The sequence below is a fragment of the Hyphomonadaceae bacterium ML37 genome (assembly GCA_027627685.1).
GTDB lineage: Bacteria > Pseudomonadota > Alphaproteobacteria > Caulobacterales > Maricaulaceae > Oceanicaulis.
Genome location: CP091241.1, coordinates 2815018 through 2838759 on the forward strand (window position 1 = coordinate 2815018; position 23742 = coordinate 2838759).

Below are 23742 nucleotides of genomic sequence, written 5' to 3' on the forward strand. Positions count from 1 at the left end.
TCAGCTTCCTTTGCGGGCATTGTACAGCGCGACCGCCTCGGCCTGCGCCCACTGGTCGGCGTCGTCGATATCGATGGATTCCAGCGCCGGCGTCACATACATGGCTGGCCGCTTGCCGATGCGGGCGCTGGTGGCCGCAAAGCTCTCCCGGTTGAACAGGTAGAGATTGGAGTTTTCCTCATACCAGGGCTCAAGATCCTGGGTCCGGATCAGATTGTCCGGATCATGGTTCACCGGGGTCATGTCCTCGCGGTAGAAGCGGGTCTGGATGCGGTTCACCGCAAACAGGCTGTCGGCCTCGCCCGCCGCCTTCGTCGCATGATACTTGGCCAGCGCGCCGCGCATGGCGTCGGCCGACAGGAGCGGATTGGTGGTGTGGGTCATCAGATACGTGTCGGCGTCCACATTGGCGACATCATCGCCCAGCACCAGATTCATCGAGACGAAGTCGCCGCAAATCTCCGGCTTGCGGTCGCGGATCATCACCCGGCCGCCGCCATCGCCGTCATTGAGGCCCTTGTCCGACAGAATCTCGCGCGCATCGGTGTTGATCACCACGCGGTCGATCTCCTCCATGCTCAGCAGGGTGTCGAGAATCCAGCGAAACAGCGGCTTGCCCGCGAACTCGCGGAAATTCTTGGAGGTGACGCGCGCCGAGTGCGCCTTCATCGGCAGAAGGGCGACCAGCTTGAAACGGTCCGGCATGGGAAAGGCTCCTGATTGAATGGCGCCGCCTGACGCGGGTCAGCGCGGGTAGAAATACCGGTCCTTGCGATCCTGCGACAGCTTGCGGTGATTATTGTTGCCCTGATAGCTGCCCCAGTACTGGTTGAAGCGGAACAGGATGACTCCCCCCGCCTCCTTCCAGAACACGCGCTGAGTGAGCGCCTCGCCCAGATCATGGAAGACGCCCGACATCGTGTAGCGCAGGAAATCGCCAAAGCTGACATGCACTTCCGGCATGATGTCCTGCAGGGCCACGGCCTCGCGCTCATAGCGCGTCTTGACCTTGGACCAGCTCTCTTCGTGGATGTGGATCACCGACGCCTCGGCGACATAGCCGATTTTCATGCCTTCCGACACGAGCTGCTTGGCCAGCACCATGTCTTCCAGCCCGGTCACCGTCTCGTCGAAAGGGCGGGTTTCCCAAACCGATTTGAGGATGGCCGAGTTGGCGTTGTTGCAGAAGAAATCATCCTGCGGGACGTTCGACGTCTCCGGAAAGTATTTACGGAACAGCTGCTCCTCGGAAAATTTGGTCAAACCCGGCTTGCCCTGCTGGCGTCCGTAGACATAGGCGCAAGTCCCGTCATCGAGCGGCTTGACCAGATCATGCAGCCAGCGCGCGCCCACCGGGATGCAATGGCCCGAAATGAACACCAGAAACCGCCCCTGCGCCGCCTCGCACCCGACATTGAGGGACCGGCCGAAGGTGAAGTCGGATTTCTTGATATGGGTGATCCGGCAGCCATGGGCTTCCGCGATCTTCAGCGTGTCGTCGGTGGAGCCGGAATCCACGATCACGACTTCATAGCTGTAGGGCGCCGCGTCTTGCGCCGCGACCGCCTGAAGCGCCTCACCCAGCCATTTGCCCTCATTATAGGTGCGAATGACGATGGATGCGTCCATGAATCAAATCTCCCCCCGGAAGCGGGCGCTTTCGGTCCCATCGCGCATCCAAATCCGGATCGTCACACCGCCGCAGACGGCGCGCGGCGGACCCGGATCCCGCAAGCAGGACCAGCGCCGCCGTGCGCAACCTCTCGTGCCATCCCCTGGAGAGGCTGCGTGCAACACACCCGGATTTGATTGCGACGCACCATATCCATGACCCGGACCAAGCACAACGCGTCATCTGGGTGCGCTGCACATCAGCGCCGCAGCGCCCATTCACGCCGCGCGCCGGCCCGCGTCACCGCGCGCGCGACCAGACAAGATCGCTGGGCGCGCGCCCCTGCCAGACCGTGCCGGCAATGGCGTCCTCGCCGTCGAGCGCGCCTTCAAACATCAGCGCGCCCAGGCCCGTGGCGAAGCCGATTCGCGGCCCGTCCACCCGCACCTGCTCAAAGCGCACTTGGGCTCCGCCCTGGTCTGGCGCGGTGAGCACAACCTGCGCCGCCTCGCCCTCCAGCCTGATGATCAGGCGCAGCGCGCGCGGCTCCAGCCCGGTCTCCAGAACCGTGACCCACACGCCCTCAAGGCTCGGGTCCGGCGCCGCCGCCGGCTCGCCCGTCCCGGACAATACCGCCATCGGCCCGGCCGGGCCTGCAGGCTGGCAGGCGGCGAGGCTTAGGGTCACAGCGGCAAGGCACAGGGCGATCAGGCGCATGGCGGCTCCGGCGAGGACATGGCGCCAGACTTAGTCGCCGCAGGCCTGCGCCGCCAGTGCGGCGGTGCGCCGGGCGATGGCGCCGAGGGCGTCTTGCGAGAGCGGATGGCGGGCCTGCCCGTACTCGGCCGGCAGGCCGGTTTCGGTCTCCTGGAACAGGTGATTGACGCCGTCGAGGACCACGACCTGCGTGGGCAACCCCTCACGCGCCGCCATCAGGGCCTGGGACTGGGGTGCGGGCAACACCTGCAGATCAAACTCGCCGAACACGCCCAGCATGGGGCCGGGATAGCCAGCCGCCGCCGCGACCGGGTCCACGGCGAAACCCGCCACGGCATAGGGCTGGCCCCAGATCTGCGCTTGCTGGCGGGCGAGCCCATTGGGCGCGCCGGCGTCCAGCAAGGCTTGCTCCATGTCCTCGCTCACGCGCGCGCCGGGCTCCGCTTCGCGCAACACCGCGAACATCGCTGCCTGCAAGGCGCGATTGCCGGTGACCTGGGCGTCGGTCCCGCCCGAGGCGCGGATCAGGGCTTCGGCCTGGTCAAACAGGGTCTGTTCCAGGCTCATATGCATTCCGGCCAGCGAGACAATGAAGTCAGGCTGCGCGGCGGGTGCGGCGAGCAGGGCGATCAGCGCGCCTTCGGAATGACCGGCGAACCCGGCGCACGCCACACGCGGTTCAGCCGCCAGCGCGGCCAGCGCCGCCGCCGCGTCGGCGGCGAGATGGGACGGGGCCTGCGGCGCAGGTCCTGTACTGGCGCCCACGCCGCGATCATCAAGACGCAGGGACGACACCCCCTGTGCGGCCAGCGCCTGCGCCAGCGCAGCGTAGAGGCGCAGCTCGCCGAACGTCCCGTCCCGGTCCTGGGGTCCGGAGCCGGACAGGATCACCACGCCGGGACCGGGCGCCTCGCCCGGCGCCAGACGCAATGTTCCCGACAGCGTGACCTCGCCTGCCTGGATGGTCACAGGGGTTTCGCCCACATCGCTGTGTTGCGGCGCCGGGGCCGCCTCCTCAAAGCGTCCGCGTTCGAACCTCAGATCAGCCTCGACCGGCCCTTGGCGGAAGCGGCCTTGAATCACATCACCCTCGCGCACGCCATCGAAAGCGACGCCCGGTGGATTGATGGCGAAATTGATCGCGTCACCGTCGATGGTCAGACTGGTCAGCCCCATGCCTGCCGGGCTCTGATCAAGGGAGATCAGCGCGCCCTGCCAGCCATCCTCGCCCTCCTCCAGTTCCAGCTCCAGACGCAGCGACTGCCCGCCAATCTCCAATAGCGCGCGCCAGGCGCCGTCAAAGCCGGCGGCAGGCGTCGCCTCGCCCCGGGAGCCGGCGGGCGTCGGTGCATCTTCGGCCGGACGCGGTCCGCACGCAGCGAGCGCGAGGCCGGCGGCAAGGCATAGAACGGCGCGGTGGAGGGCGGTCATGACGAGGCTCCTGATCAGCTTGACGTCATATTTAGCATTGACGCTAATTAGCGTCGAGCCTAAATTTTGATCATGACCGATATTTTCGAAGCCCTGGCCCATCCAGTCCGCCGCGCAGTGCTGAAAAAGCTGCGCGCGGGGCCGATGAGCGCGGGCGATCTGGCCGATGCGTTTCCGGTGACCAAGCCCACCATGTCGCGCCATTTCGCGACCCTGAAAGAGGCCGGCCTGATCCGGGCCGAACGCATCGGCACCACCATCCGCTACCGGCTCAATGTGTCAGTGGCCGAGGACGCCGTCGCAGCAGTCATGGGGCTGCTGGGGACGGGCAAGGATGATCACGAGGAAGAAGAGACCAGGCATGACCGTTAAAGGACTGGCCGCGGCAGCGGCTTTGATCGCACTGACCCTGGCCTTCAGCGTCTGGGGCTGGCTCGCCACACCGCCCGGCGCCGAGATCGCCGTGCACTGGAACGCCGCCGGACAACCCGACCGCTATGGCGGCAAGGCGGAAGCTTTCCTGCTGATCCCGGGGATCGCCGTCCTCCTGTCTCTCCTGTTCGCCGCCGCACCCCATATCGATCCGCGCGGCCGCAATCTGGCGGCGTCCGGGCCGGTTCTGATGACCGTGTGGATCGGGACTGTAGGGGTGCTCGCCATCGTCCAGGCCGCCCTCACCCTCACCGCGCTGGGCCTCATCACCGCTGACGGCGAGATCGTGCCGCGCGCTGTGATGCTGTCGGTGTGTGCCCTGATGGTCCTTATCGGCAATGCGCTGGGCAAGGCGCGGCCCAACTGGTTCGTCGGCGTGCGCACGCCCTGGACCCTGTCGTCCGACCGCGCCTGGGACGCGACCCACCGCTGGGCCGGGCGCGGCTTCGTGCTCAGCGGCCTGATCGGCGCAGCGTGCACCCTGCTCGCGCCCCTGATGGTGGCGGTCTTTGTGTTCGCCGGCCTGATCCTGGCCACCGCCGCCGGATCGGTGGCGCTGTCCTTCCTCGTCTGGCGCCGCGACCCGGAGCGGGACGTGTACAGCGAGGACAGCTAGCCGCGCGCGGGCTCCGCCACGATGGGCGCATACACATGCCATGGGAAGGCCTGCACCAGGCGGCGGGAGAACTCCACGCCGCGCTCGCTATTGCCGGCGGGGCCGAGGCGCGGGCTGTGCAGGGCGAAACCGGCGACGCCGGGCACGACGATCATCAGCGCGCCGGAGACGCCGGATTTCGCTGGCAGGCCTACAGTGAAGGCGTACTCGCCGGAAAAATCATACATGCCGCAGCTCAGCATGAGCGAGAGCACCGCCTTGACGCTTTCGCGAGAGATGAGCTGGCGCTCGGTCACCGGGCAGACGCCGCCATTGGCCAGCGTCGCCGCCACGCAGGCGAGCCGACGCACATCGGTCTCGATGGCGCAGCAGCGCAGATATAGCTCCAGCGCTTCGTGCATGTCGGCCTCGGGCGGGAAGCAGCCATGCTCGCGCATGAAGTAGGCCAGCGCATGATTGCGGTCGGCGTGTTGGGTCTCACTGGCGTAAACCGCCTCGTCAAAACCCGGGGCATCACCCGCCGCCGCCCCGCGCCAGAGGCGGTTGATCAGCGCAAAGCGCCGGTCGACCGGCAGGCCGGGCCGGATCAGCGCGGCGGTCAGGATCGCCCCGGCATTGATCATCGGGTTATGGGGCCGGCCCTTGTGATTGAGGGTGATCTCGTTGAAGCCCTGCCCCGACGGCTCGCGGCCCACATGGGCGTGCACCGTCGTCTCCCCCGCCAGCTCCAGCGCCAGGGCGTAATTCATTGGTTTCATCACCGACTGCACGCAGAAGCGCCGCTTGGCGTCGTCCTCGCGCAGGCCCAGCTCGAAGCGCTGGCCGTCAATCGTGCAGCAACCCAGCGCAAAGGCTTCCGCGTCAGCCTTGGCCAATTCCGGGATATAGCTGGCGACCTTGCCCGCGCTGACGCCCGAGGCGTAGTGGAACAGATTGGTGATGCGCCCCCGGAAGGCCTGAAAATCACTCGCCGCCAGAGCGCCGGTCAGGGCCGCGCGCACCAGGCACGCCTCGTCTCCCGGCAGGATGAAACGGTCTTTATCCAGCGCGCCCGCATTGGCGAACGCCGCGCGGGTGGCCGAGAGGCGCGGATCGTCCGGCCCCAGCCCGGCCGCCGTCAGCGCCTCCAGCAGCGCCTGGCCCGACGGCTCTCCCCGCGCCGCCAGCGCGCGCCAGGCCGCCGCGCTCTCGGCCTTGTCCGTGGCGGGTGCGGCGCGCTCGAACTGGGCAGGGCGGGTGCGGAAGGCGCCCGGCGACAGGGCCGGCGCGGAATCGGGTCTGGTGGTTTTGGGCACGGGGTGACAGGCTTCCGGCTGCGGGCGTCCAGCATCGCGCCGCGCGCGGGCGCTAGCAAGCCGCCCTGACGGCGGGGCTTTGACGCGCCCGGCCAAGCCGCTAGATTGCCGCGCCGCACCATGCCCTTCCAACCGGATTATTTCAGCTCATGACCTCACCTGCCGCCCGCCCCGTGAAAAAGATCGTCCTCGCCTATTCGGGCGGGCTGGACACCAGCGTCATCCTGAAATGGCTGCAGGACGCCTATAACGCCGAGGTCGTCACCTTCACCGCCGATCTGGGTCAGGGCGAAGAGCTGGCGCCGGCGCGCGCCAAGGCCGAGAAGGCCGGGATCAAGCAGATCTATATCGATGATCTGCGCGAGGAGTTCGTGCGCGACTATTGCTTCCCCATGGTGCGCGCCAATGCGGTCTATGAGGGCCAGTATCTCCTGGGCACGTCCATCGCCCGCCCGCTGATCGCCAAGCGCCTGGTGGAGATCGCCCACGAAACCGGCGCCGACGCTGTGGCGCACGGCGCCACCGGCAAGGGCAATGACCAGGTGCGCTTCGAGCTGGGCGTGGCGGCGCTGGACCCGTCCCTGAGGGTGATCGCGCCGTGGCGCGAATGGGATCTGACCTCGCGCACCAAGCTGATCGCCTATGCCGAGCAGCACGGCATCCAGGTGCCCGTGGACAAGCGGGGCGAGGCGCCGTTCTCGGTGGACGCCAATCTCTGGCACACCTCGTCCGAGGGCAAGATGCTCGAGGACCCGGCCGAGGAAGCCTTCAACGAGGTCTGCCTGCTCACCACCCATCCCGAGGACGCGCCGGACCAGCCTGAATACATCACCGTCGGTTTCGAGCGCGGCGACGCCATCAGCGTCAATGGTGAAGCGATGTCGCCCGCGACGCTCCTCACTGCGCTCAATGCGCTGGGTTCAAAGCACGGCGTTGGCCGGCTGGATCTGGTGGAGAACCGCTTTGTCGGCATGAAGTCGCGCGGCATTTACGAAACGCCGGGCGGGACAATCCTGATGATGGCCCATCGCGGCATCGAACAGCTCACCCTCGACCGGGGCTCCATGCACCTGAAGGACGAGCTGATGCCGAAATATGCCAAGCTCCTCTATGAGGGCTTCTGGTTCAGCCCCGAGCGCGAAATGCTGCAGGCAGCCATCGACCATTCCCAGCGCCATGTCAGCGGCGAGGTCCGCTTGAAGCTCTACAAGGGCAATGTGCTGGTGGTGGGCCGGACGTCGCCAGCCTCGCTCTACTCGCTGGCCCACGTGACCTTCGAGGAAGATCACGTCTACGACCAGAAAGACGCCGAAGGCTTCATCCGCCTCAACGCCTTGCGCCTGCGCCTCATCGCGGACCGCAAGAAGCGGCTGGGCGAGAACGAGTAGGCAGAGGGGACGCGGCGGCAGTCCTTAGCGGCTGCCGCTGGCGGCCGTCGAGGCGTCGCGGGCTGCGAGCATGACCGGCGCGCCTTCACCATTCGCCGGCGGCGCGCCATTGGCGAAGACCACGCTGTCGCGCAGCGTCATCAGGCGGTCGCGTTCCGCGGTGAAGTCGGGCAGCTCGCCCGACGTCAGTCGGCGGCCTGTGGGCAGGTCCAGGCGCATCGGATTGAGCGGGCGCCCGTTATTGTGCACCTCATAGTGCAGGTGCGGGCCGGTGCACGAGCCGGTGCAGCCCACATAGCCGACCACTTGCGCCTGGGAGACGCGCGCGCCGGCGCGTATGCCGCGGGCGAAGCCCTGAAGGTGGGCATAGGACGTCTCATAGCCATTGGCGTGACGGATGCTGACATAATTGCCATAGCCGCCATGCCAGTTGGCGCGCGTGACCACGCCCGCGCCTGCGGCCATGATCGGCGTTCCGCGCGGGGCGGCGAAGTCGGTGCCATTGTGCGGCCGGTTGACCCGGTGGATCGGGTGAAAGCGCATGCCGAACGAGGAGGAGATGCGCGCTCCGTTCACCGGCATGCGCATCAGCAGGCGCTGGGCGGCTTCACCGTCGCCGGTGTAAAACCCGGTCTCTCCGTCCGGGGCGGTGTAGCGGAAATACTCGATGGGCGATCCGCGACCGGCGAAATTGACATAGACGATCTCGCCCGTGCGCACCGTCTCGCCGTCGCGGTTGACCTCGCGCTCATAGACCATGTCGAAGGCGTCGCCGGGCTGAATGGTGCGAAAATCCACCGCATAGCCCAGAATGCCGGCCAGCTGCACCACGATCCGGTCAGTGGCGCCCTGCTCGATGGCCGCCATATACAGGCTGGAATTGACCTCGCCGCGCACGCGCACGAACTCACGCTGCAATGACAGGGCGGCTTCGCGGGCGCGGAAGCGGTCGCCGGAACGCGCGACGGTCAGCGTGCGTTCCACATCGGGACGGAAAGACAGACCGGCCAGACGCCGTTCGCTATCGTCCATGCCCGCAGGCGTTTCGAAGAAGATGGTCAGATCCTGACCGGCGCGCAGCCGGCGCACCGAAAACACCGGATCGAGCGCCGCGATAGCGCGCGCCGCTTCGACGCGTTCAGCGCCGGCATTGGTCAGCACGCTGGCGAGCGTCTGACCCGAGCGTACAGTGACGTCCACGCTTTCCACGGCGGCGCGGAGCGGCGCGGCGGTGAACAGGGCGTGCTCGGCCTCAATGACCGCGCGCGCTGAATCCAGCAAGGGCGAAGCCGCCGCGCTGGCCGCACCCTCAATCGCCTGGCCCGCCGTTTCGGACAGGGCTTCGATCGCGCTGGCGCTGGCGGGAATGGGCGCAGCCTGGCTGGACGGTGCGCCGGGGCTGGTAAACCGCAACAGCAGGGCGCCCACCACGATGATCAGGCCCAGGGCCAGCGTGGCGAAAAACACCAGTGTACGGGAACGGCGGGCGTCATCGAGACGGACGTCGAATCCTGACATGGACTCAGGTATCCCTGTTGCTTCCTATGGTCTGAGGTCCCATCTCCCCTCCGAGATGAGCATCTAGAGGCCGGCGCCGGAGCGCTGCGTACCAGCTAGCAAATACCAGACCAATCTGGATCAGTCTGCTTTTGCGGTCAGCCGGCACGCATATGATGGTGACCCAGACGGCTCGTATTGCCAAGATCAATTAGCGTTACCGGACGTTAACGATAAGACAACGCCCCGACGGGCCATGTGAGAAAACAGCTGAAGCCATGACCAAGACACTGCTACTCGCCGGGACGTTGGGCATTCTACTCGTCGCTTCGATCGCCTTCGCGATCTGGGGGCTGGGCGGCGGGGATTTGCAGATCACCTGGCACGGGTGGCTGGCCATGGCCATCGGCGTGGTAGTGTCTCTGGCGGTGGGCGGCGGGCTGATGACGCTGGTCTTCTATTCGGCCCGTCACGGTCATGATGATATCGACCGCGAGCCTTGAATGATCGCGCAGCGCGTTAACCTCTGAGGACGCGCGAATCGGCTAAGGCTCGCATCATGAGCACGCACATCATCCCCTCCGCTTCCGAGCTCGCGGCGCTGCTGGCCTCGCGGGTGTGTCACGATTTCGCAAACCCTGTGCAGGGCATGAACTCGGCGATCGGCGTCCTGGACGATCCCAATGCCGCCGACATGCGCGAGGACGCGCTGGCGCTGCTGCGCTCGGGCGTGCGCCAGCTGGCCGCCAAGATCGAATATGCCCGGGTTTGCTTCGGCGCCGGCGGAACCCGCGGCGGCGAAATGAGCCTGACCCAGCTGCAGACTCTCAGCACGCCGATGTTCAGCGAGGCGCGGGCGGAACTGGCGTGGAAATCCACAGACGGCGTGATCGACAAGACCGCCGCGCGCATCCTGCTCAATCTGATCTGGCTGGCGGTGGACGCCCTGCCCCGCGGCGGGACTGTCACCGTGGAGGCCCACGCCTCGGCTGGAGGCGGCGCGCGCCTGCGCGTGGTCTCGGCCGGACCGCGCCTGCGTCTTGATCCATCCTATGTTGTGGCGCTGCGTGGGGAGCGGCCCGAGGACGGTTTCGACGGCCGTTCGGTCCAGCCCTATTATGCCGGCCTGCTGGCGCGCGAAAGCGGCGGCCGCGCGGAGGCGAGCGTCAGCGAGGAGCGCATCGAGTTCTCCGCCCTGACCGGTCCCGGGCAGCGCGTGCAGGCGGCGGAGTAGCCGCCCGAACCTGGCGGTCCCTGCGCAAATTGCCAACGTTGCATTAACCCGGTTCATGACACCGTCGAGGATGCTGAACGCACTCCGGCCCCGGGCGATGTCATGGACGATCTGATCGGCGAATTTCTCGCAGAAACCGCAGAGAGTCTCGACGTCATCGACGCTGAGCTGGTGAAGTTCGAGGCGAACCCGGGCGACCGGGCCATTCTGGACAATATTTTCCGCCTTCTGCACACCATCAAGGGCACGTGCGGCTTTCTCGCCCTGACCCGTCTGGAAGCGGTCGCCCACGCCGGCGAGACTCTGCTGGGCCGGTTTCGTGACGGCAGCCGGGCGCCTGACAGCACGGCGGTGACGCTGGTGCTCGAGGCGCTGGACCGCATCAAGATGATCCTCGCCGGGATCGAAGCCTCCGGCGCCGAGCCGGAAGGCGACGACCAGGACCTGATCACCCGCCTTGAAGCGCTGGCCGAAGGGCGCGGCGGGGCAGAGGCGATGGCGCGGCGTGAACCCGAACCGGAGCCCGAACCCGCGCCGGTGGAAGCCGGTCTTGAGGCTGAGGCGGAAGGCGAGTGGGGCTTTGACGCTGATCTGGGCCGGGCGCTGCGTCCGGGCGAGGTGTCACTGGCCGATCTGGAAGCCGCCTTCCTGGCCACGCCGGGTCCTCAGGATGTGGATGACACACATGAGGCGGACGCGGGCGCCGAGGCGAGTTTCGACGATGCCGCTGAGGACGCCGGAGACGAGGCCTGGAGGGCCGCCCGGCCCGCCAATACGCTGTCAGCCGGCGCCGCCCCGGCGGTAGCCGCGGCCAGCGCACGCAGCGTGGCGACGATCCGCGTCAGCGTGGATGTGCTTGAAGGCCTGATGACCACGGTGTCCGAACTGGTGCTGGCGCGAAACCAGATGCAGCAACTGGTGAACGCCGCCGATGACAGCGCCCTGAAGGGTCCGCTCCAGCGCCTCACCTCGGTGACCGCAGAGCTGCAGGACGGGGTTATGAAGACCCGCATGCAGCTGGTGGGCGATGCCTGGCGCAAGCTGCCGCGCATCGTGCGCGACGCCTGTCAGGACCTGGGCAAGAAAATCCGCCTCATCCAGGAGGGCGAGGACACCGAGCTTGACCGTCAGGTGCTGGAGCTGATCAAGGATCCGCTCACCCACATGATCCGCAATGCCTGCGATCACGGGATCGAGCGCCCCGACGTGCGCGCCGCCGCCGGCAAGAGCGAGACCGGCACGATCCGCCTGTCGGCCTATCACGAAGGCGGCGCGATCATCCTGAAACTGACCGATGACGGCGCCGGGCTGGACCCGCAGCGCATCCGGGCCAAGGTCCTTGAAAAGGGCCTGGCCACCCCGGAAGAACTGGCGGGCATGACCGAGGCGCAGATCCAGCGCTTCATCTTCGCGCCGGGCTTCTCCACCGCCGCCGCCGTGACCAGCCTGTCCGGACGCGGCGTGGGCATGGACGTGGTGCGCACCAATATCGAACAGATCGGCGGCGCCGTTGATCTGTCCTCCACGCCGGGCGCGGGCACGGCGTTCACCATCAAGATTCCGCTGACGCTGGCCATCATCTCCGCGCTGATCGTGGAGGCGGGCGGCGCCCGCTTCGCCGCGCCGCAATTGTCCGTGCGCGAGCTGGTGCGCGTCGGCCCGGACGCGCCGGTGAAGGTCGAGACCATCAACGGCGCCCATCTCATCCGCCTGCGCGACCGGCTCCTGCCGGTGGCGGCGCTGGCCAGCGTGCTGGACGCGGACGCGGCGGCGACAGAAACCCCCGAAGGCTATGTCGTGGTGCTCGAAGCACCGGGCCGGCGCATAGGCCTGATCGTGGACGATGTCATCGACACGGTGGAAATCGTCGTCAAACCGCTCTCCGCGCCCTTGCGCCAGACCGGCGTGTTCGCTGGCGCCACGATACTCGGCGACGGCTCGGTGATCATGATCCTGGATCCCAACGGGCTGGCGCAGGAATGCGCGCTTGAAGGCGAGGGCGGGGAGGTGGGGGCGGATGCCGCCAATGATGACATGGCCCATGCGGCCCTGCGCCAGCGTCTGCTGCTGGTGCGGGCCGGCGGTCCGGAGCCCAAGGCCGTGCCGGTCAGCCTGATCACCCGCCTGGAAGAGATCGACGCCAGCGCCATCGAGATCGTGGACGGGCGCCATGTGGTGCAGTATCGCGGCCGGATTCTGCCGCTGGCCCACGCCGCAGGCCCCGCCGCCTTCCGCGCCGAAGGCCGCCAGCCCGTGCTGGTGTTCGCTGAAGACGGACGCTCGGCGGGTGTGGCGGTGGACGCCATTCTCGACGTGGTCGAAGAGGCGCTGGACCTTGAGCTCGGCTCTGACCGGCCCGGCGTGATCGGCTCGGCGATTGTGCAAGGCAAGGCGACCGAGATGCTCGACATCGCCTGGTACATGGAGCGCGCCTGGGATGGCGCGCCCCAGCGCAGCGCCGCGGCGCGCACGTCCCGCCCGGCCGTGCTGCTGGTGGAAGCTGACGCCTTCTCCCGGCGCATGCTGGCGCCCTTGCTGGCGGCGGCGGGCTATGAGCTGACGGTGGCCAGCGGGCTGCACGAGGCGCGCGACGCGGCCCGGATGGGCGCGCGCTACGACGTGCTGGTGGGTGACCCCGGGGCGCTGGCGCGTCTGAGCGAGGAGGGCCTGTTTGCAGAGGTGCCAAGGCTGGGCGTCGGCGACGGGCATTCAGGCATTCTTGAAGGTTTTGTGGCGATCATGCGCCCCGGCGACCGGGGCGGTCTGATCGCAGCGCTCGACCAGGCCGCGCGCGCGGCGTGAAGGACAGCTCAATGGCCACGCAAAAGCTGATCGAATACGTCACCGTCCGCATCGGCGGCCAAGGCTTCGGCGTGGCGGTCAGCGAGATCCGCGAAGTGTTCAGCCCCCAGGCCATCACCCCTGTGCCGCGCGCGCCGGACGGCGTCGCCGGCCTGCTCAATCTGCGCGGCCGCATCGTCACCATGATCGACGCCCGGACGCGCCTCGGGCTCGCCGCGCGCCGCGCCGACGAACCGGCGATGGCGCTGGGTCTGGACGAGGGCGCAGACCTGTATGGGGTGCTGGTCGATGCGGTGGGCGAGGTGCTGCGCCTCGATCCGGCGGCGGCGGATGCGGCGCCCGGCCATCTCGATCCCCAATGGCGCACCCTCATAGGGGGCGTTCACCGGCTGGAAGACCAGCTTCTTCCCATTCTCGACGTGCGCGCCCTGATCGGGCGGCGCGGCGCACTGGCGGCCTGAAGGAGGGCGCGTGATGAAAACCTGTCTGGTGGTCGATGACAGCCGGGTGATCCGGAAGGTGGCGCGCAAGATCGTCGAGGATATGGGCTTCGTGTGCGAAGAGGCCTGCGACGGACAGGAGGCGCTCGCCGCCTGCCGCAAGGCGATGCCCGAAGCGATCCTGCTCGACTGGAACATGCCGGTGATGAACGGGCTCGATTTCCTGGTCCGGCTGCGTCAGGAGACCGGCGGCAAGAAGCCCGTCGTGGTGTTCTGCACCACCGAAAACGACATGGCCCATATCACCCAAGCCCTGCGCGCAGGCGCGGACGAATACGTGATGAAGCCGTTCGACGGCGAGATCATCGAATCCAAATTCGCTGAAGCCGGCCTGGTCTGAGCGGGCGATGATCCTCCGGGAGCCATACGCGCCGTGACCGCCGCCCGGCCCGATACGCCATCCGCGCCGCCCGCAGGGTCCCGCCCGCGCGTGCTGGTGGTGGATGACAGCGCCGTGGTGCGCGGTCTGGTGGCGCGCTGGATCGAGGCCGACGGCCGGCTGGAGCTGGCCGGGACCTGCCCTGATGGCGAGCAGGGCCTGCGCCGGGCCGCCGAGCTGCAGCCCGATCTGGTCGTGCTGGACGTGGAAATGCCGCGCATGGACGGGTTGACCGCCCTGCCCCTGATTCTCAAGGCCGCCCCGAAGGCGCGCGTGGTGATGGCCTCTACCCTGACGCGACAGGGTGCGGAGGTGACGATGAAAGCGCTGTCTCTGGGCGCGGCGGATTTCGCGGCCAAGCCCGGGGCCGGACAGCTGGGCGGCGCGGACGCCTACCGCATCGACCTTCTGGAGAAGCTGACCGCGCTGTGCCCGCGCCCGGCGCCGCCGCGGCGCGTCACCGCGCCCCTGCGTCCCGATCAACGCCCGGCGGTCTCTCGCCCATCCCTCATCGCCATCGGCGCCTCCACTGGCGGACCCCAGGCCTTGCGCGAAGTGGTCGCCGCCCTGCCTGCCGATGCGGGCGCGCCCATCCTGATCACCCAGCACATGCCGCGCCTGTTCACCGCCATGCTGGCCGAGCATCTGTCCCAAGTGGGCCTGCCGGCGGCTGAAGCTGTGGATGGCGAGGCGCTGCGGCCCGGCCGCATCTATCTGGCGCCGGGCGATTTCCATATGCGGGTGACGCCGGGGCCCGGCGGACTGCACGCAGCACTCGACCAGGGCCCCAAGGTGAATTTTTGCCGTCCGGCGGTCGACCCGCTGTTTGTGAGTCTCGCCGAGGCCAACATCCGGAACGTGCTGGCCGTGGTGCTGACCGGCATGGGGACGGACGGGCGCGAAGGCGCGCGCCGCCTGTATGAGGCCGGCGCCCATGTCATCGCGCAGGACCGGGCCAGCAGCGTGGTCTGGGGCATGCCCGGCGCGGTGGTCGAGGCCGGCCTGGCTGACATGGTTCTGCCATTGAGCGAAATCGGGCCGGAAATCGCCCGCCGACTGAGAGGATGGTCATGACCCAGCTCGCCCCGGCCAAATACGACTATCTGTGCCGCGAGGTGCGCGCGCGCACCGGCCTCGTACTGGGACCGGACAAGGCCTATCTGGTGGAAAGCCGGCTCGGGCCGCTGGCGCGCCGATCCGGGTTCTCCGCCATCGAGCCGCTGGTGGACGCCATGATGCGCGGCGACAAGGCGATCCACACCGATGTGTGCGAGGCGCTGGCCACTCACGAGACCTTCTTCTTCCGCGACAAGACCCCGTTCGACCTGTTCGAGCAGGTGATCGCGCCCACGCTGAAGACGGCGCGCGCCGGACGGCCGTTGAAAATCTGGTGCGCAGCGGCGTCCTCGGGCCAGGAACCCTATTCGCTGGCCATGCTGCTGGACGAGGCGGGCGGGCCCAACGCCGACATCCTGGCCACCGATATGAGCGGCGCTGTGCTGGAGAAGGCCAGGGCCGGGCTCTACAGCCAGTTTGAGGTCCAGCGCGGCCTGGCCATCCAGCGCCTGGTCAAGCATTTCGACCCGGCCGGCGAAGCCTGGCGGGTCAAGGCGCACCTGCGCCAGAAAGTCCGGTTCGAGCAGTCCAACCTGCTGGAGGACTTCTCCCGCCTGGGGCCGATGGACGTGATCTTCTGCCGTAATGTGCTGATCTATTTCGATATCGAGACCAAATCGAAAATCCTCGACCGGCTCGCGGCGCAGCTGGCGGATGACGGCTATCTCATCCTGGGCGCGGCGGAGACGGTTATCGGCCTGTCCGACGCCCTGCGCCCCGTCGAAGGTCATCGCGGCCTGTACGCCCGCGCGCCCATGGCCGGCCGCGCCGCCGCCTAAACCGCCAGCCCGTCAACCGCCGACGCCTGCAGGGCGGCCAGCGCGTCCGGCTCGACGGGTCTGAGGCGGCGCGTCTCCAGATCCAGCAGGGCGCCCACGCCCTCCATGGACCACAGCGGTCCGCCGCTGACCGGGTCGCAGGCCCAGTGCACCAGATGGCGCACATTGCGGCTGGCGCCCGCGAGGCCCGAGCGCATGACATAGCCCTCGCCCGCCACTGGCCAGCGGCGCATGATCACCCGCGCTTCCAGCAGCACGCTGGCCACATCCAGCGCTGCGCCGGTGCGGTACGCCTCGTATTGCTCGGGAAAACCGCCGGTGAAATGGACCACGCTGCTGGACGCCTTGCCCAGCGCGAATTCCGGCCGCATCCGGCCGAAGCGGTCGGCTTCCTGGGCGTTGATGCGGCCGCGTCCGATCTCCTGCAGGCCCAGCGCGTCGGCGCGCGCCACTGATGCGTCAGAGGCCGGCGCGGCTGTGGACAGAGACCGCGGAATGCTCTCGGCCGGCGCTTCGCCGATCAGGGTGTCGATATGGGCGCGTGTGCGCCCGCTCCACGCGAAGGGACGCGCACTGACCGGATCGGCGTGATCGAGGCGCAGCCGCATGGTCGCCGCCGTGCGCCCCAGCGCGGCGTGTTCGATGACCAGCACCGCCGTCAGGCTCGCCTCGTCAGAGCCGGTGATGACGCCGTGGATCGCCAGCGGGGCGCCGGGCCGCGCCTCGGCCAGAAAACGGATATCGATCTCGCGCGCGATCAGCGTCGCCGTGGCGCCGGGCTGAAACGCCGCGCGCATGTTGAGCGCCTCGGACAGCGCCTCGACGGCCTCCCACGCCTTGGCGAGATAGAAGCGCACATTGAGATGGCCGAGCTCGTCACATTCCCAGGCATTGGCATTGCCGCGCCACAAAGGGATCATGCGCGCCTCCCGCTCAGGCGTTCTGGCTGGCGGCGGCGCACGCGGCGCAATGGCCATAGTGCTCGATCACCGACCGGCTGACCTGAAACCCGCCCGGTCCTGCGGGCGCGGCGTCCTTGCGGTGACGCTCCTCCACAAGACCGCAGGTCTCACACACATAAAGCTCCGCCGTGCCGCGCCCGCCTGCATGCACGCAGGCGGTATAAGCATTGAGCGCCTCGACGCGGTGGGCCAGGCCCGCCCGGGTCAAAAAGTCCAGCGCCCGGTAGATCGTCGGCGGCTGGGCCGCAGCGCCGGGTTTGAGCGCCGCCAGCAGATCATACGCCTTCACCGGCGCATTGGCTTCCAGCAACAGCTCCAGCACCCGCTTGCGCACGGGCGTCAGGGCCAGGCCCCGGCTCCGGCAGATCCGCTCGGCGGCGGACAATGCGCGACTCATCTCCTCGGTCATGAAGGGCATCCTAAACGGGTCCGGCGCGCCGGGCGAGACCTCACGCAGGCGTGATTCCGCAGGCGGATGACCGGCTTGCCACAGAAGAGGCGTTACAGTATCACACCGGCTCGTAATAATATAACAATCCGGAGCCGTCCCCATGTCCCTCCCCATCCTCGCCCGCCTCCTTGTCTCCACGGCCCTCGCCGCGCCGCTGCTGGCCGCCGCCGGCGCGCCCGCCGCACAGGCGCAGCAGCGCGGCGACGCGGCCCCGTCTTTCGCCAAGACGACGGCGGACACGGGCGTTGCTGAGCAGCCGGATGTGATCACCGTGACCTCGACGCCCCTGCGCCTTCAGTCCGATGAGGTCGTCGGCGCGGTGACCGTGCTCACAGAGGAGCGGCTGTTGGAGCTGTTCGGCGGCAACATCGCCGATACGCTGGACGCTCTGCCCGGTGTGAATTCGAGCTATTTCGGCCCGGCCTCGGGCCGTCCCGTCATCCGCGGCCTGGGCGAGGATCGCGTCGCGGTTCTCATCAACGGGCTCACCGCCATGGACGCTTCTGCGTCCAGCCCGGACCATGCCGTGGTCGGCGAAGTGCTCGGCGCGCGCGGCGTTGAAGTCCTGCGCGGGCCTGCGGCCATCGCCTATGGCGGCAATGCTATCGGCGGCGTGGTCAATATCCTGGACGGCCGCGTTCCGACCGAGCGTGTGGACGGCCTCTTTGACGGCTTCGCCTATCTGGGCGCGACGAGCGTGGATGAGGGGACCCAAGCCGCCGGGCGCGTCGCGGTCGGCGCGGGACCTTTCGTCTTCCAGCTGGAGGCCCTGCGCCGGGAAGCGCAGAATTTCGACATTCCCGGCTTCGCCGAATCCGCCGCCTTCCGCGCTGCAGAAGAAGACGAGCACGATCACGACGAGGATCATGATCACGAGGAGGAAGAAGACGAAGAGGATTTCGGGACTGTCTCGAATTCCTTCTACACGTTCGAGACGGTCTCCGGCGCGATCTCGCTCGTAGAGGACTGGGGCTTTGTCGGCGTCGCGGTGAAATCGACCGACGGCGAGTACGGCCTGCCCGGTCACAGCCACGCCCATGAGCACGGCGAGGACGATCACGACGACGGCCATGATCATGACGAGGACCATGATGACGAACATGGGGACGAAGAGGGCGGCGCTCTTCTGGTCATGAATCAGACCCGCATCGATCTGCGTGGCGAGCTGAATCTTGACGGCTTTTTCAACCGGGTTCGCTGGTCCTTCGCCTACGGCGAATACGAGCACTCCGAAATCGAAGGCGATGGCGAGGTCGGCGTGACGTTCACCCGCGACGGGGTCGAAGGCCGCATCGAGCTTGCTCACGCCCATGAAGGCGCGCGCCAAGGCGCCTGGGGGCTGCAATTCCTCAATCAGGACTTCGCCGCGCTCGGCGAGGAAGCTTTCGTGCCGTCGGTCAACACCGCGGACTTCGGCCTGTTCGCGGTGGAGCGCTGGGATTTCCAGAGCTGGGGCGCGGAAGCGGGCGCGCGTCTTGAGAGGCGCGACCTCACCGGACAGAACACGGAGCGCAGCTTCGATACGGTCTCCGCCTCAGGCTCGCTCTTCTTCCGGCCGGCGGATCAGGCCTTCCTGGCCGTCACGCTGTCACGAACCGAACGCGCGCCCACCGACACCGAGCTGTTCTCCAACGGCCCGCACCTGGCCACCGAAACCTTCGAGGTCGGCGACCTGGACCTGGGCGTTGAAACCGCCTGGTCGCTTGAAGGCACGGCGCGCTGGAGCGGCGAGCGCTGGTCGGCTCAAGCCAATGTGTTCCACTCCGACTATGACGGCTTCATCGGGCTGTTCGGGACGGGGGCCGAAGAAGACGAGCTGGACGTGTTCGAGTACCGCCAGACCGATGCGTCCCTGACCGGGTTCGAAGTCTCCGGCCGTCTGGAGCTTGGCGACGCGTTCGGCGCGGCCTGGTCCATGGACGCCGCAGTCGACTATGTTCAAGGCGATACTGACGGCGGCGACCTGCCGCGCATCCCGCCCCTGTCCAGCCTGATCGGGATCGAGGCCGACTTCGGGTCCCTCTCGGCCCGGGGCGAGGCGCGCCTGGTGGATGAGCAGGATGATGTTGCGGCTTTCGAGCTGCCGACAGACGGCTACACCTTGCTGAACGCGTCTGTGGAATGGCGCCCGTTCGCCGAAGCGCGCGATGTGGCTCTGATCGCGGGCGTGCGCAACATCGCCGACGAAGAGGCGCGCGCGCACACCTCCTTCCTGAAGGATCTGGTCCCGCTGCCCGGACGCAATGTCCGCCTGGCCATCCGGGCCGGGTTCTAGGCCAGCCCCGACCAAAGTCTGAGGGTCAACGCCCAGAACCGCGTGTCTGAAGCCGAGAGCGCAACGCCGGGCTATGATCTGGTGTCGCTCGACGCCAGCTATGACCTGCCGTTCGAAAACCTGAACGCAACTATCTATCTCAGGGGCCGCAATCTTCTGGACGAGGCGGGCCGGCGCCACACCTCATTCTTCAAGGACGAAGCGCCGATCATCGGCCGCGCGCTGTATGTCGGCGTGCGCGCCCGTTTTGCGGCGCATAAGGCCCCGGACTTGCAGGTAGGCGCCTGACACGGCGGCGCCAGGCTTTGTTGCCTCGCGCCGCTGCGTGCGCTAACGAACCGCAACCGTCCATCCAGGGGGAACCGACATGGCCGACGCCACCGCCAACGAACCGACCATTCAGGGCCAGCTGCCGCTCTACAAAAAGCCCGAACCGCTCAGCGCCCAAGCCCACAAGGGCAAAGGCATCACCTATACCGGCCGGCCGTTTGATTTCCTGGCCGACACCCATTTCGTGCCGCTCACCGTGGGCGAGTTCGGACTGGCCGCATCGCGTTTTCCCATCCTTTTCCTGGGCGAGAACCGCACACCGGTAGCCGCAATGGGCCTGCAGCAGGGCGCCAATCTGTTCGTCAATCCGCAGAACGGCCTGTACGAAGAAAATTGCTATCTGCCGGCCTTCGTGCGGCGTTATCCGTTTGTCGCCGCCAGCCATGGCGACGACAGCGACCGCTTCACCGTGTGTGTGGACGCCGGATCGCACCTGTTCTCCGACACGCCTGAAGAGCCATTCTTCAACGAGGACGGCACGCCGACGCCGTTCCTGGAGCGCGCCATCGACTATGTGCGCCGCTTCGAAAGCGACGTCGCCCAGACCGTCGAGTTCGTGAAGGAACTGCGCGATCTGGACCTGTTCGACCAGCAACAGACCAATTTAAGGCAACCCTGTGGGGGAGCCGCAGGTCGTCGCCAGCTATTGGGGCGTGTCCGGCGAGAAGGTCAAAGCGCTGTCCCACGACAATCTGGCCAAGCTGCGCGATTCGACGGCGCTGGGCGCGATCTACGCCCACATGATCTCGATGTCCCAGTGGGAGCTGCTGCTTCAGCGCGCCGGCCGGCGCCAGGGTCAGACCCAGGCCAACTTCCAGCTCCCGCCCGCCACGCCGCCGCCCTCGCCAGAGCTGTAGGCGCGGACGCCAGACATATGTGACCACAAAAGCGGCCGGGCGGTGATAACCCCCGGCCGTTTTTCTTGGGCGTCAGCACCGCACGATCACTGCGCGTTCACAAGCGTGTCAGCCCGGTTTCAGCCCGCGGGCTCAGGGCGTATATGCATGGGTCTGCAGACGGCCCCGCCCGGCCCCGGTTCCGAAGGATGCCTGATTTGATCCGCTTGCTCGCCGCCCTCGCCGCGCTTCTGGTCTCAGCCGCCGCGTCGGCACAGGAGTTCAGCCCGGACGGGCCGTGGGTGCATCCGCGCCTGACCGCCGACCGCGTCTCGGTGGCGCCGGGAGAGACCTTCCATATCGCCCTGCATCAGGACATTGCCCCGGGCTGGCACACCTACTGGCGCAATCCCGGCGATTCCGGCCTGCCGACCGAGATTGACCTGACCCTGCCAGAGGGCTGGACCGCAGGGGACATCGTCTGGCCGGCGCCAAAAGCCTATCCGCTCGGGCCGCTGACCAATTACGGCTACTCCAACGCCGTCACCCTGCCCGTGCCGGTCACCGTCCCGGCTGACGCGGCGCCCGGCCGGATCGAGATACCCGCCTATGCCAGCTGGCTGGTGTGCGAGGATATCTGCGTGCCCGAGGACGCGCAGCTGACCTTGATCATTGATGTCGGCGCCAGCCGCCCGGATCGCGCCGGCGCGAACCTGATCGCCGCCGCCTTCGACGCCGCCCCGGAACCGGCCGGCGCGATCGAAGCCGGGCTCATGCGCGGACCGGACTCCCTGATCCTGACGCTTGCCGGCGCGCCGCTGGATGGCGGCGCGGACGCCGTCAGCAACCTGGCCTTCTTCCCCTTCAACCCGTCCGTCATCGACCACGCCGCACCCCAGCGCGTGGCGCTGGAAACGGGCGAGGCGCGCATCGACATGCGCCCGGGCCGTCTGACCCGGCAGTCGGTCGATGAAGCCTATGGCGGCGTCATCACGTTTGATCGCCTGGACGGCGGCGAACCGGTCCGCATGGCCTATACAATTGAAGCCGCGCCGGGCGCTCAGGTTTCGGACCTCGCCGCCGCACCGGCTCCCTCTGCGCCGGTTTCCGGGACGCCGGACGCCATCAATGACGCAGCACCGGACGCCGACCCTGCGGGCGCCGCCCCGGCCTCATCCGGCATCGGCTTTTTGCAAGCAGCCCTGTTCGCGCTGATCGGCGGGCTGATCCTAAATCTCATGCCGTGCGTTTTTCCGATCCTGTCCATGAAGGCGCTGACCCTGGTGGAGAAGCGTGGGATCGAACGGGGCGAAGGACGTCTTCTGGGCCTGATCTTCGGCGCCGGCGTGATCCTCACCTTCCTGGCCCTGGGCGCGGTCTTCCTGGCCGTTCGCGCGGCGGGCGGAGATGCCGCATGGGGCATGCAGCTCCAGTCGTCCGGCGTGGTGGCGGGTCTGGCGCTGTTGATGTTCCTGATCGGACTCAATTTCCTGGGCGTGTTCGAGATCGGGACCTCGCTTCAGTCCGTCGGCTCGGGCGTGCGGGATTCCGGGCGCCGCGGGGCCTTTTTCACCGGCGTGCTGGCCGTGTTTGTCGCCGCGCCCTGCATCGCTCCCTTCATGGCCGGAGCGCTCGCCTATGCGCTGGGTCAGCCGCCCCACGTGGCGCTGGCGGTGTTCGCCTTCCTCGGGATTGGTCTCGCCCTGCCGTTTGTGATCGTGGCCTTCTATCCCCATTTGCTGGCCTTCCTGCCCAAGCCTGGCGCGTGGATGGTCCGGCTGCGCCAGGTATTGGCCTTTCCCATGTTTGGCGCGGCGATCTGGCTGGTCTGGGTGCTGGCCGCCCAAACCGGGCCCAATGGCGTCCTGTGGGGGCTGATCATGCTGCTCGCCGCGGGCTTCACCGCCTGGGCGTTCTCCTTGCACGGAACGCTGTCGCGGGTCACGGCGGCGGCCGCTGCCGTGCTGACCGCAGGCCTGCTCTACACCGCCGCGACCCAGCCGACGGTGTCTCAAGCGCCCTCCAGCGCCGACGCCCGCTGGGCCGACTGGTCGCCCGAGGCCGTGGACGCGGCGCGCAGCGAGGGCCGCGCGGTCTTTGTCGACTTCACCGCCGCCTGGTGCGTCACCTGTCAGGTCAACAAGGCCGGGGCTCTGTCGGACCGGAGCGTCACCGAGCATTTCGCAACCCATGACGTGGCGCTGTTCCGCGCTGATTTCACCAATCGTGACCGGCGCATCGCCGATACGCTGGCGCAGCATGGCGCCGCGGGCGTGCCGCTCTATCTGATGTACCCGGCGAGCGGCGGCGCGCCCGACATACTGCCGCCGCTTTTGACCGGGACCATCGTCACCCGCGCCGTTGACCGCGCCGTGAGCCCCTGAGATCAACCGAAGCCCTCGACAGGAGACCCGCATGATCAAAGCCGCCGCCAGAACCGCCGGCGTCAGCCGCCGCCACATGATGCTCGGCGCCACGCTGCTGACCGCTTCGGCGCTCGCCATCGCCGCGTTCACGGGGCTGGCCAAAGCCGAGCCGTTCCCGGCCAATCCGGCCCCGGCCTTCACCGGCGCCACCGCTGCGGGCGAGACTGTCTCGCTGTCCGATTTCGCCGGTCAGACCGTGATCCTGGAATGGACCAATCATGACTGCCCGTTCGTGGTGAAGCACTATAATCACGGGACCACCATGGCCGACCTCCAGACCCGCGCGGCGGATGAAGGACATGTCTGGCTGCAGATCATCTCCTCCTTCCCCGGCACGCAAGGCCATGTCAGCCCGGAGCGCGCGCTGGAGCTCAATGAAGAGCGCGGCGCCAGCCCGACCTATGTCATTCTGGATGAAAGCGGCGATATCGGCCGCGCCTATGAGGCGCGCACCACGCCGCACATGTTCGTCATCGACGCCGACGGCGTCATCCAGTACGCCGGCGCCATCGACGACCAGCCCAGCGCCAACCCCGCCTCGCTGAACGGCGCGCGCAATTATGTCAGCCAGGCGCTGGACGAGCTGGCCGCCGGCGAGCCGGTCTCCACACCGGAAACCCAGCCCTATGGCTGCTCGGTGAAGTACGAGGGCACATAAGTCTCG

At 67.8% G+C, this 23742-nt stretch carries 23 protein-coding genes and 1 pseudogene; 16 read left to right on the forward strand and 8 right to left on the reverse strand.

The genetic code is table 11. From position 1 onward, the window contains the following. From L2D01_13895 to L2D01_13910, 4 genes are all read right to left on the reverse strand, one after another. Positions 1–705: an acylneuraminate cytidylyltransferase family protein gene (locus L2D01_13895; protein WBQ09964.1), complete on the reverse strand. Its 705-nt coding sequence runs from the start codon at positions 703–705 to the stop codon at positions 1–3. Between the two features lie 39 nt (positions 706–744). After that, complete coding sequence (locus L2D01_13900; protein ID WBQ09965.1) at positions 745–1629, reverse strand: glycosyltransferase family 2 protein; 885 nt, start codon at positions 1627–1629, stop codon at positions 745–747. Between the two features lie 283 nt (positions 1630–1912). Next, a complete protein-coding gene (locus L2D01_13905) occupies positions 1913–2329 on the reverse strand; it encodes a hypothetical protein (GenBank protein ID WBQ09966.1) in 417 nt (138 codons plus the stop codon). A 30-nt stretch (positions 2330–2359) separates the two neighbouring features. Next, positions 2360–3760 (reverse strand): alpha/beta fold hydrolase, encoded by a 1401-nt coding sequence (locus tag L2D01_13910; GenBank protein ID WBQ09967.1) that lies wholly within the window; start codon positions 3758–3760, stop codon positions 2360–2362. A 72-nt stretch (positions 3761–3832) separates the two neighbouring features. On the opposite strand from L2D01_13910, the gene L2D01_13915 reads away from it, so the two are divergent. Together L2D01_13915 and L2D01_13920 are read left to right on the forward strand one after the other, a co-directional pair. Next, positions 3833–4132: a metalloregulator ArsR/SmtB family transcription factor gene (locus tag L2D01_13915; GenBank protein WBQ09968.1), complete on the forward strand. Its 300-nt coding sequence runs from the start codon at positions 3833–3835 to the stop codon at positions 4130–4132. Beyond that, entirely contained in the window at positions 4122–4808 is a 687-nt protein-coding gene (locus tag L2D01_13920) for an SdpI family protein (GenBank protein WBQ09969.1), read from the forward strand. Before L2D01_13915 ends, L2D01_13920 begins: the two co-directional genes overlap by 11 nt. On the opposite strand, the gene glsA is transcribed toward L2D01_13920, so the two are convergent. Continuing rightward, entirely contained in the window at positions 4805–6103 is a 1299-nt protein-coding gene (glsA, locus tag L2D01_13925) for a glutaminase A (protein WBQ09970.1), read from the reverse strand. The two genes, L2D01_13920 and glsA, sit on opposite strands and share 4 nt — an antisense overlap. A gap of 149 nt (positions 6104–6252) precedes the next feature. Between glsA and L2D01_13930 the strand changes: the two genes are divergently transcribed. Then, positions 6253–7491 carry an argininosuccinate synthase gene (locus L2D01_13930; protein ID WBQ09971.1) on the forward strand — a complete coding sequence of 413 codons (1239 nt, stop codon included), beginning with the start codon at positions 6253–6255 and terminating at the stop codon, positions 7489–7491. Between the two features lie 24 nt (positions 7492–7515). On the opposite strand, the gene L2D01_13935 is transcribed toward L2D01_13930, so the two are convergent. Continuing rightward, positions 7516–9009 (reverse strand): M23 family metallopeptidase, encoded by a 1494-nt coding sequence (locus L2D01_13935; protein WBQ09972.1) that lies wholly within the window; start codon positions 9007–9009, stop codon positions 7516–7518. A gap of 257 nt (positions 9010–9266) precedes the next feature. Here L2D01_13935 and L2D01_13940 point away from each other — a divergent pair, with 257 nt between their 5' ends. From L2D01_13940 to L2D01_13970, 7 genes are all read left to right on the forward strand, one after another. Beyond that, positions 9267–9491, forward strand: a complete 225-nt coding sequence (locus L2D01_13940; GenBank protein WBQ09973.1) for a hypothetical protein — start codon at positions 9267–9269, stop codon at positions 9489–9491. 56 nt (positions 9492–9547) lie between these two features. Beyond that, on the forward strand, positions 9548–10222 hold the full coding sequence (locus tag L2D01_13945; protein ID WBQ09974.1) for a histidine phosphotransferase family protein: 675 nt from the start codon (positions 9548–9550) through the stop codon (positions 10220–10222). 102 nt (positions 10223–10324) lie between these two features. Then, positions 10325–13024 carry a chemotaxis protein CheW gene (locus L2D01_13950; GenBank protein WBQ09975.1) on the forward strand — a complete coding sequence of 900 codons (2700 nt, stop codon included), beginning with the start codon at positions 10325–10327 and terminating at the stop codon, positions 13022–13024. Between the two features lie 11 nt (positions 13025–13035). Next, positions 13036–13485, forward strand: coding sequence for a chemotaxis protein CheW (locus L2D01_13955; GenBank protein ID WBQ09976.1), 450 nt, complete (start codon positions 13036–13038; stop codon positions 13483–13485). A 13-nt stretch (positions 13486–13498) separates the two neighbouring features. Beyond that, positions 13499–13864: a response regulator gene (locus tag L2D01_13960; protein ID WBQ09977.1), complete on the forward strand. Its 366-nt coding sequence runs from the start codon at positions 13499–13501 to the stop codon at positions 13862–13864. 33 nt (positions 13865–13897) lie between these two features. Further along, positions 13898–14977 (forward strand): chemotaxis response regulator protein-glutamate methylesterase, encoded by a 1080-nt coding sequence (locus tag L2D01_13965; protein ID WBQ09978.1) that lies wholly within the window; start codon positions 13898–13900, stop codon positions 14975–14977. Then, positions 14974–15798, forward strand: a complete 825-nt coding sequence (locus tag L2D01_13970; GenBank protein WBQ09979.1) for a protein-glutamate O-methyltransferase CheR — start codon at positions 14974–14976, stop codon at positions 15796–15798. The genes L2D01_13965 and L2D01_13970 overlap by 4 nt, the downstream gene beginning before the upstream one ends. Here the strand turns inward: L2D01_13970 and L2D01_13975 are convergent. Both L2D01_13975 and L2D01_13980 read right to left on the reverse strand, forming a co-directional pair. Beyond that, positions 15795–16718, reverse strand: coding sequence for a hypothetical protein (locus L2D01_13975; GenBank protein WBQ09980.1), 924 nt, complete (start codon positions 16716–16718; stop codon positions 15795–15797). The two genes, L2D01_13970 and L2D01_13975, sit on opposite strands and share 4 nt — an antisense overlap. A gap of 13 nt (positions 16719–16731) precedes the next feature. Beyond that, positions 16732–17169, reverse strand: a complete 438-nt coding sequence (locus L2D01_13980) for a transcriptional repressor (protein ID WBQ09981.1) — start codon at positions 17167–17169, stop codon at positions 16732–16734. A 142-nt stretch (positions 17170–17311) separates the two neighbouring features. On the opposite strand from L2D01_13980, the pseudogene L2D01_13985 reads away from it, so the two are divergent. From L2D01_13985 to L2D01_14010, 6 genes and pseudogenes are all read left to right on the forward strand, one after another. Further along, positions 17312–17767, forward strand: a pseudogene (locus tag L2D01_13985) (Plug domain-containing protein). A gap of 576 nt (positions 17768–18343) precedes the next feature. Beyond that, positions 18344–19486: a TonB-dependent receptor gene (locus L2D01_13990; protein ID WBQ11653.1), complete on the forward strand. Its 1143-nt coding sequence runs from the start codon at positions 18344–18346 to the stop codon at positions 19484–19486. Positions 19487–19528: 42 nt separating this feature from the next. Beyond that, entirely contained in the window at positions 19529–19774 is a 246-nt protein-coding gene (locus tag L2D01_13995) for a TonB-dependent receptor (protein ID WBQ09982.1), read from the forward strand. A 79-nt stretch (positions 19775–19853) separates the two neighbouring features. Further along, on the forward strand, positions 19854–20696 hold the full coding sequence (locus L2D01_14000) for a SapC family protein (protein ID WBQ09983.1): 843 nt from the start codon (positions 19854–19856) through the stop codon (positions 20694–20696). 174 nt (positions 20697–20870) lie between these two features. Continuing rightward, on the forward strand, positions 20871–23036 hold the full coding sequence (locus L2D01_14005; protein WBQ09984.1) for a thioredoxin family protein: 2166 nt from the start codon (positions 20871–20873) through the stop codon (positions 23034–23036). Between the two features lie 31 nt (positions 23037–23067). Further along, positions 23068–23736, forward strand: a complete 669-nt coding sequence (locus L2D01_14010; protein WBQ09985.1) for a thioredoxin family protein — start codon at positions 23068–23070, stop codon at positions 23734–23736. The last annotated feature ends 6 nt before the right edge of the window (positions 23737–23742 follow it).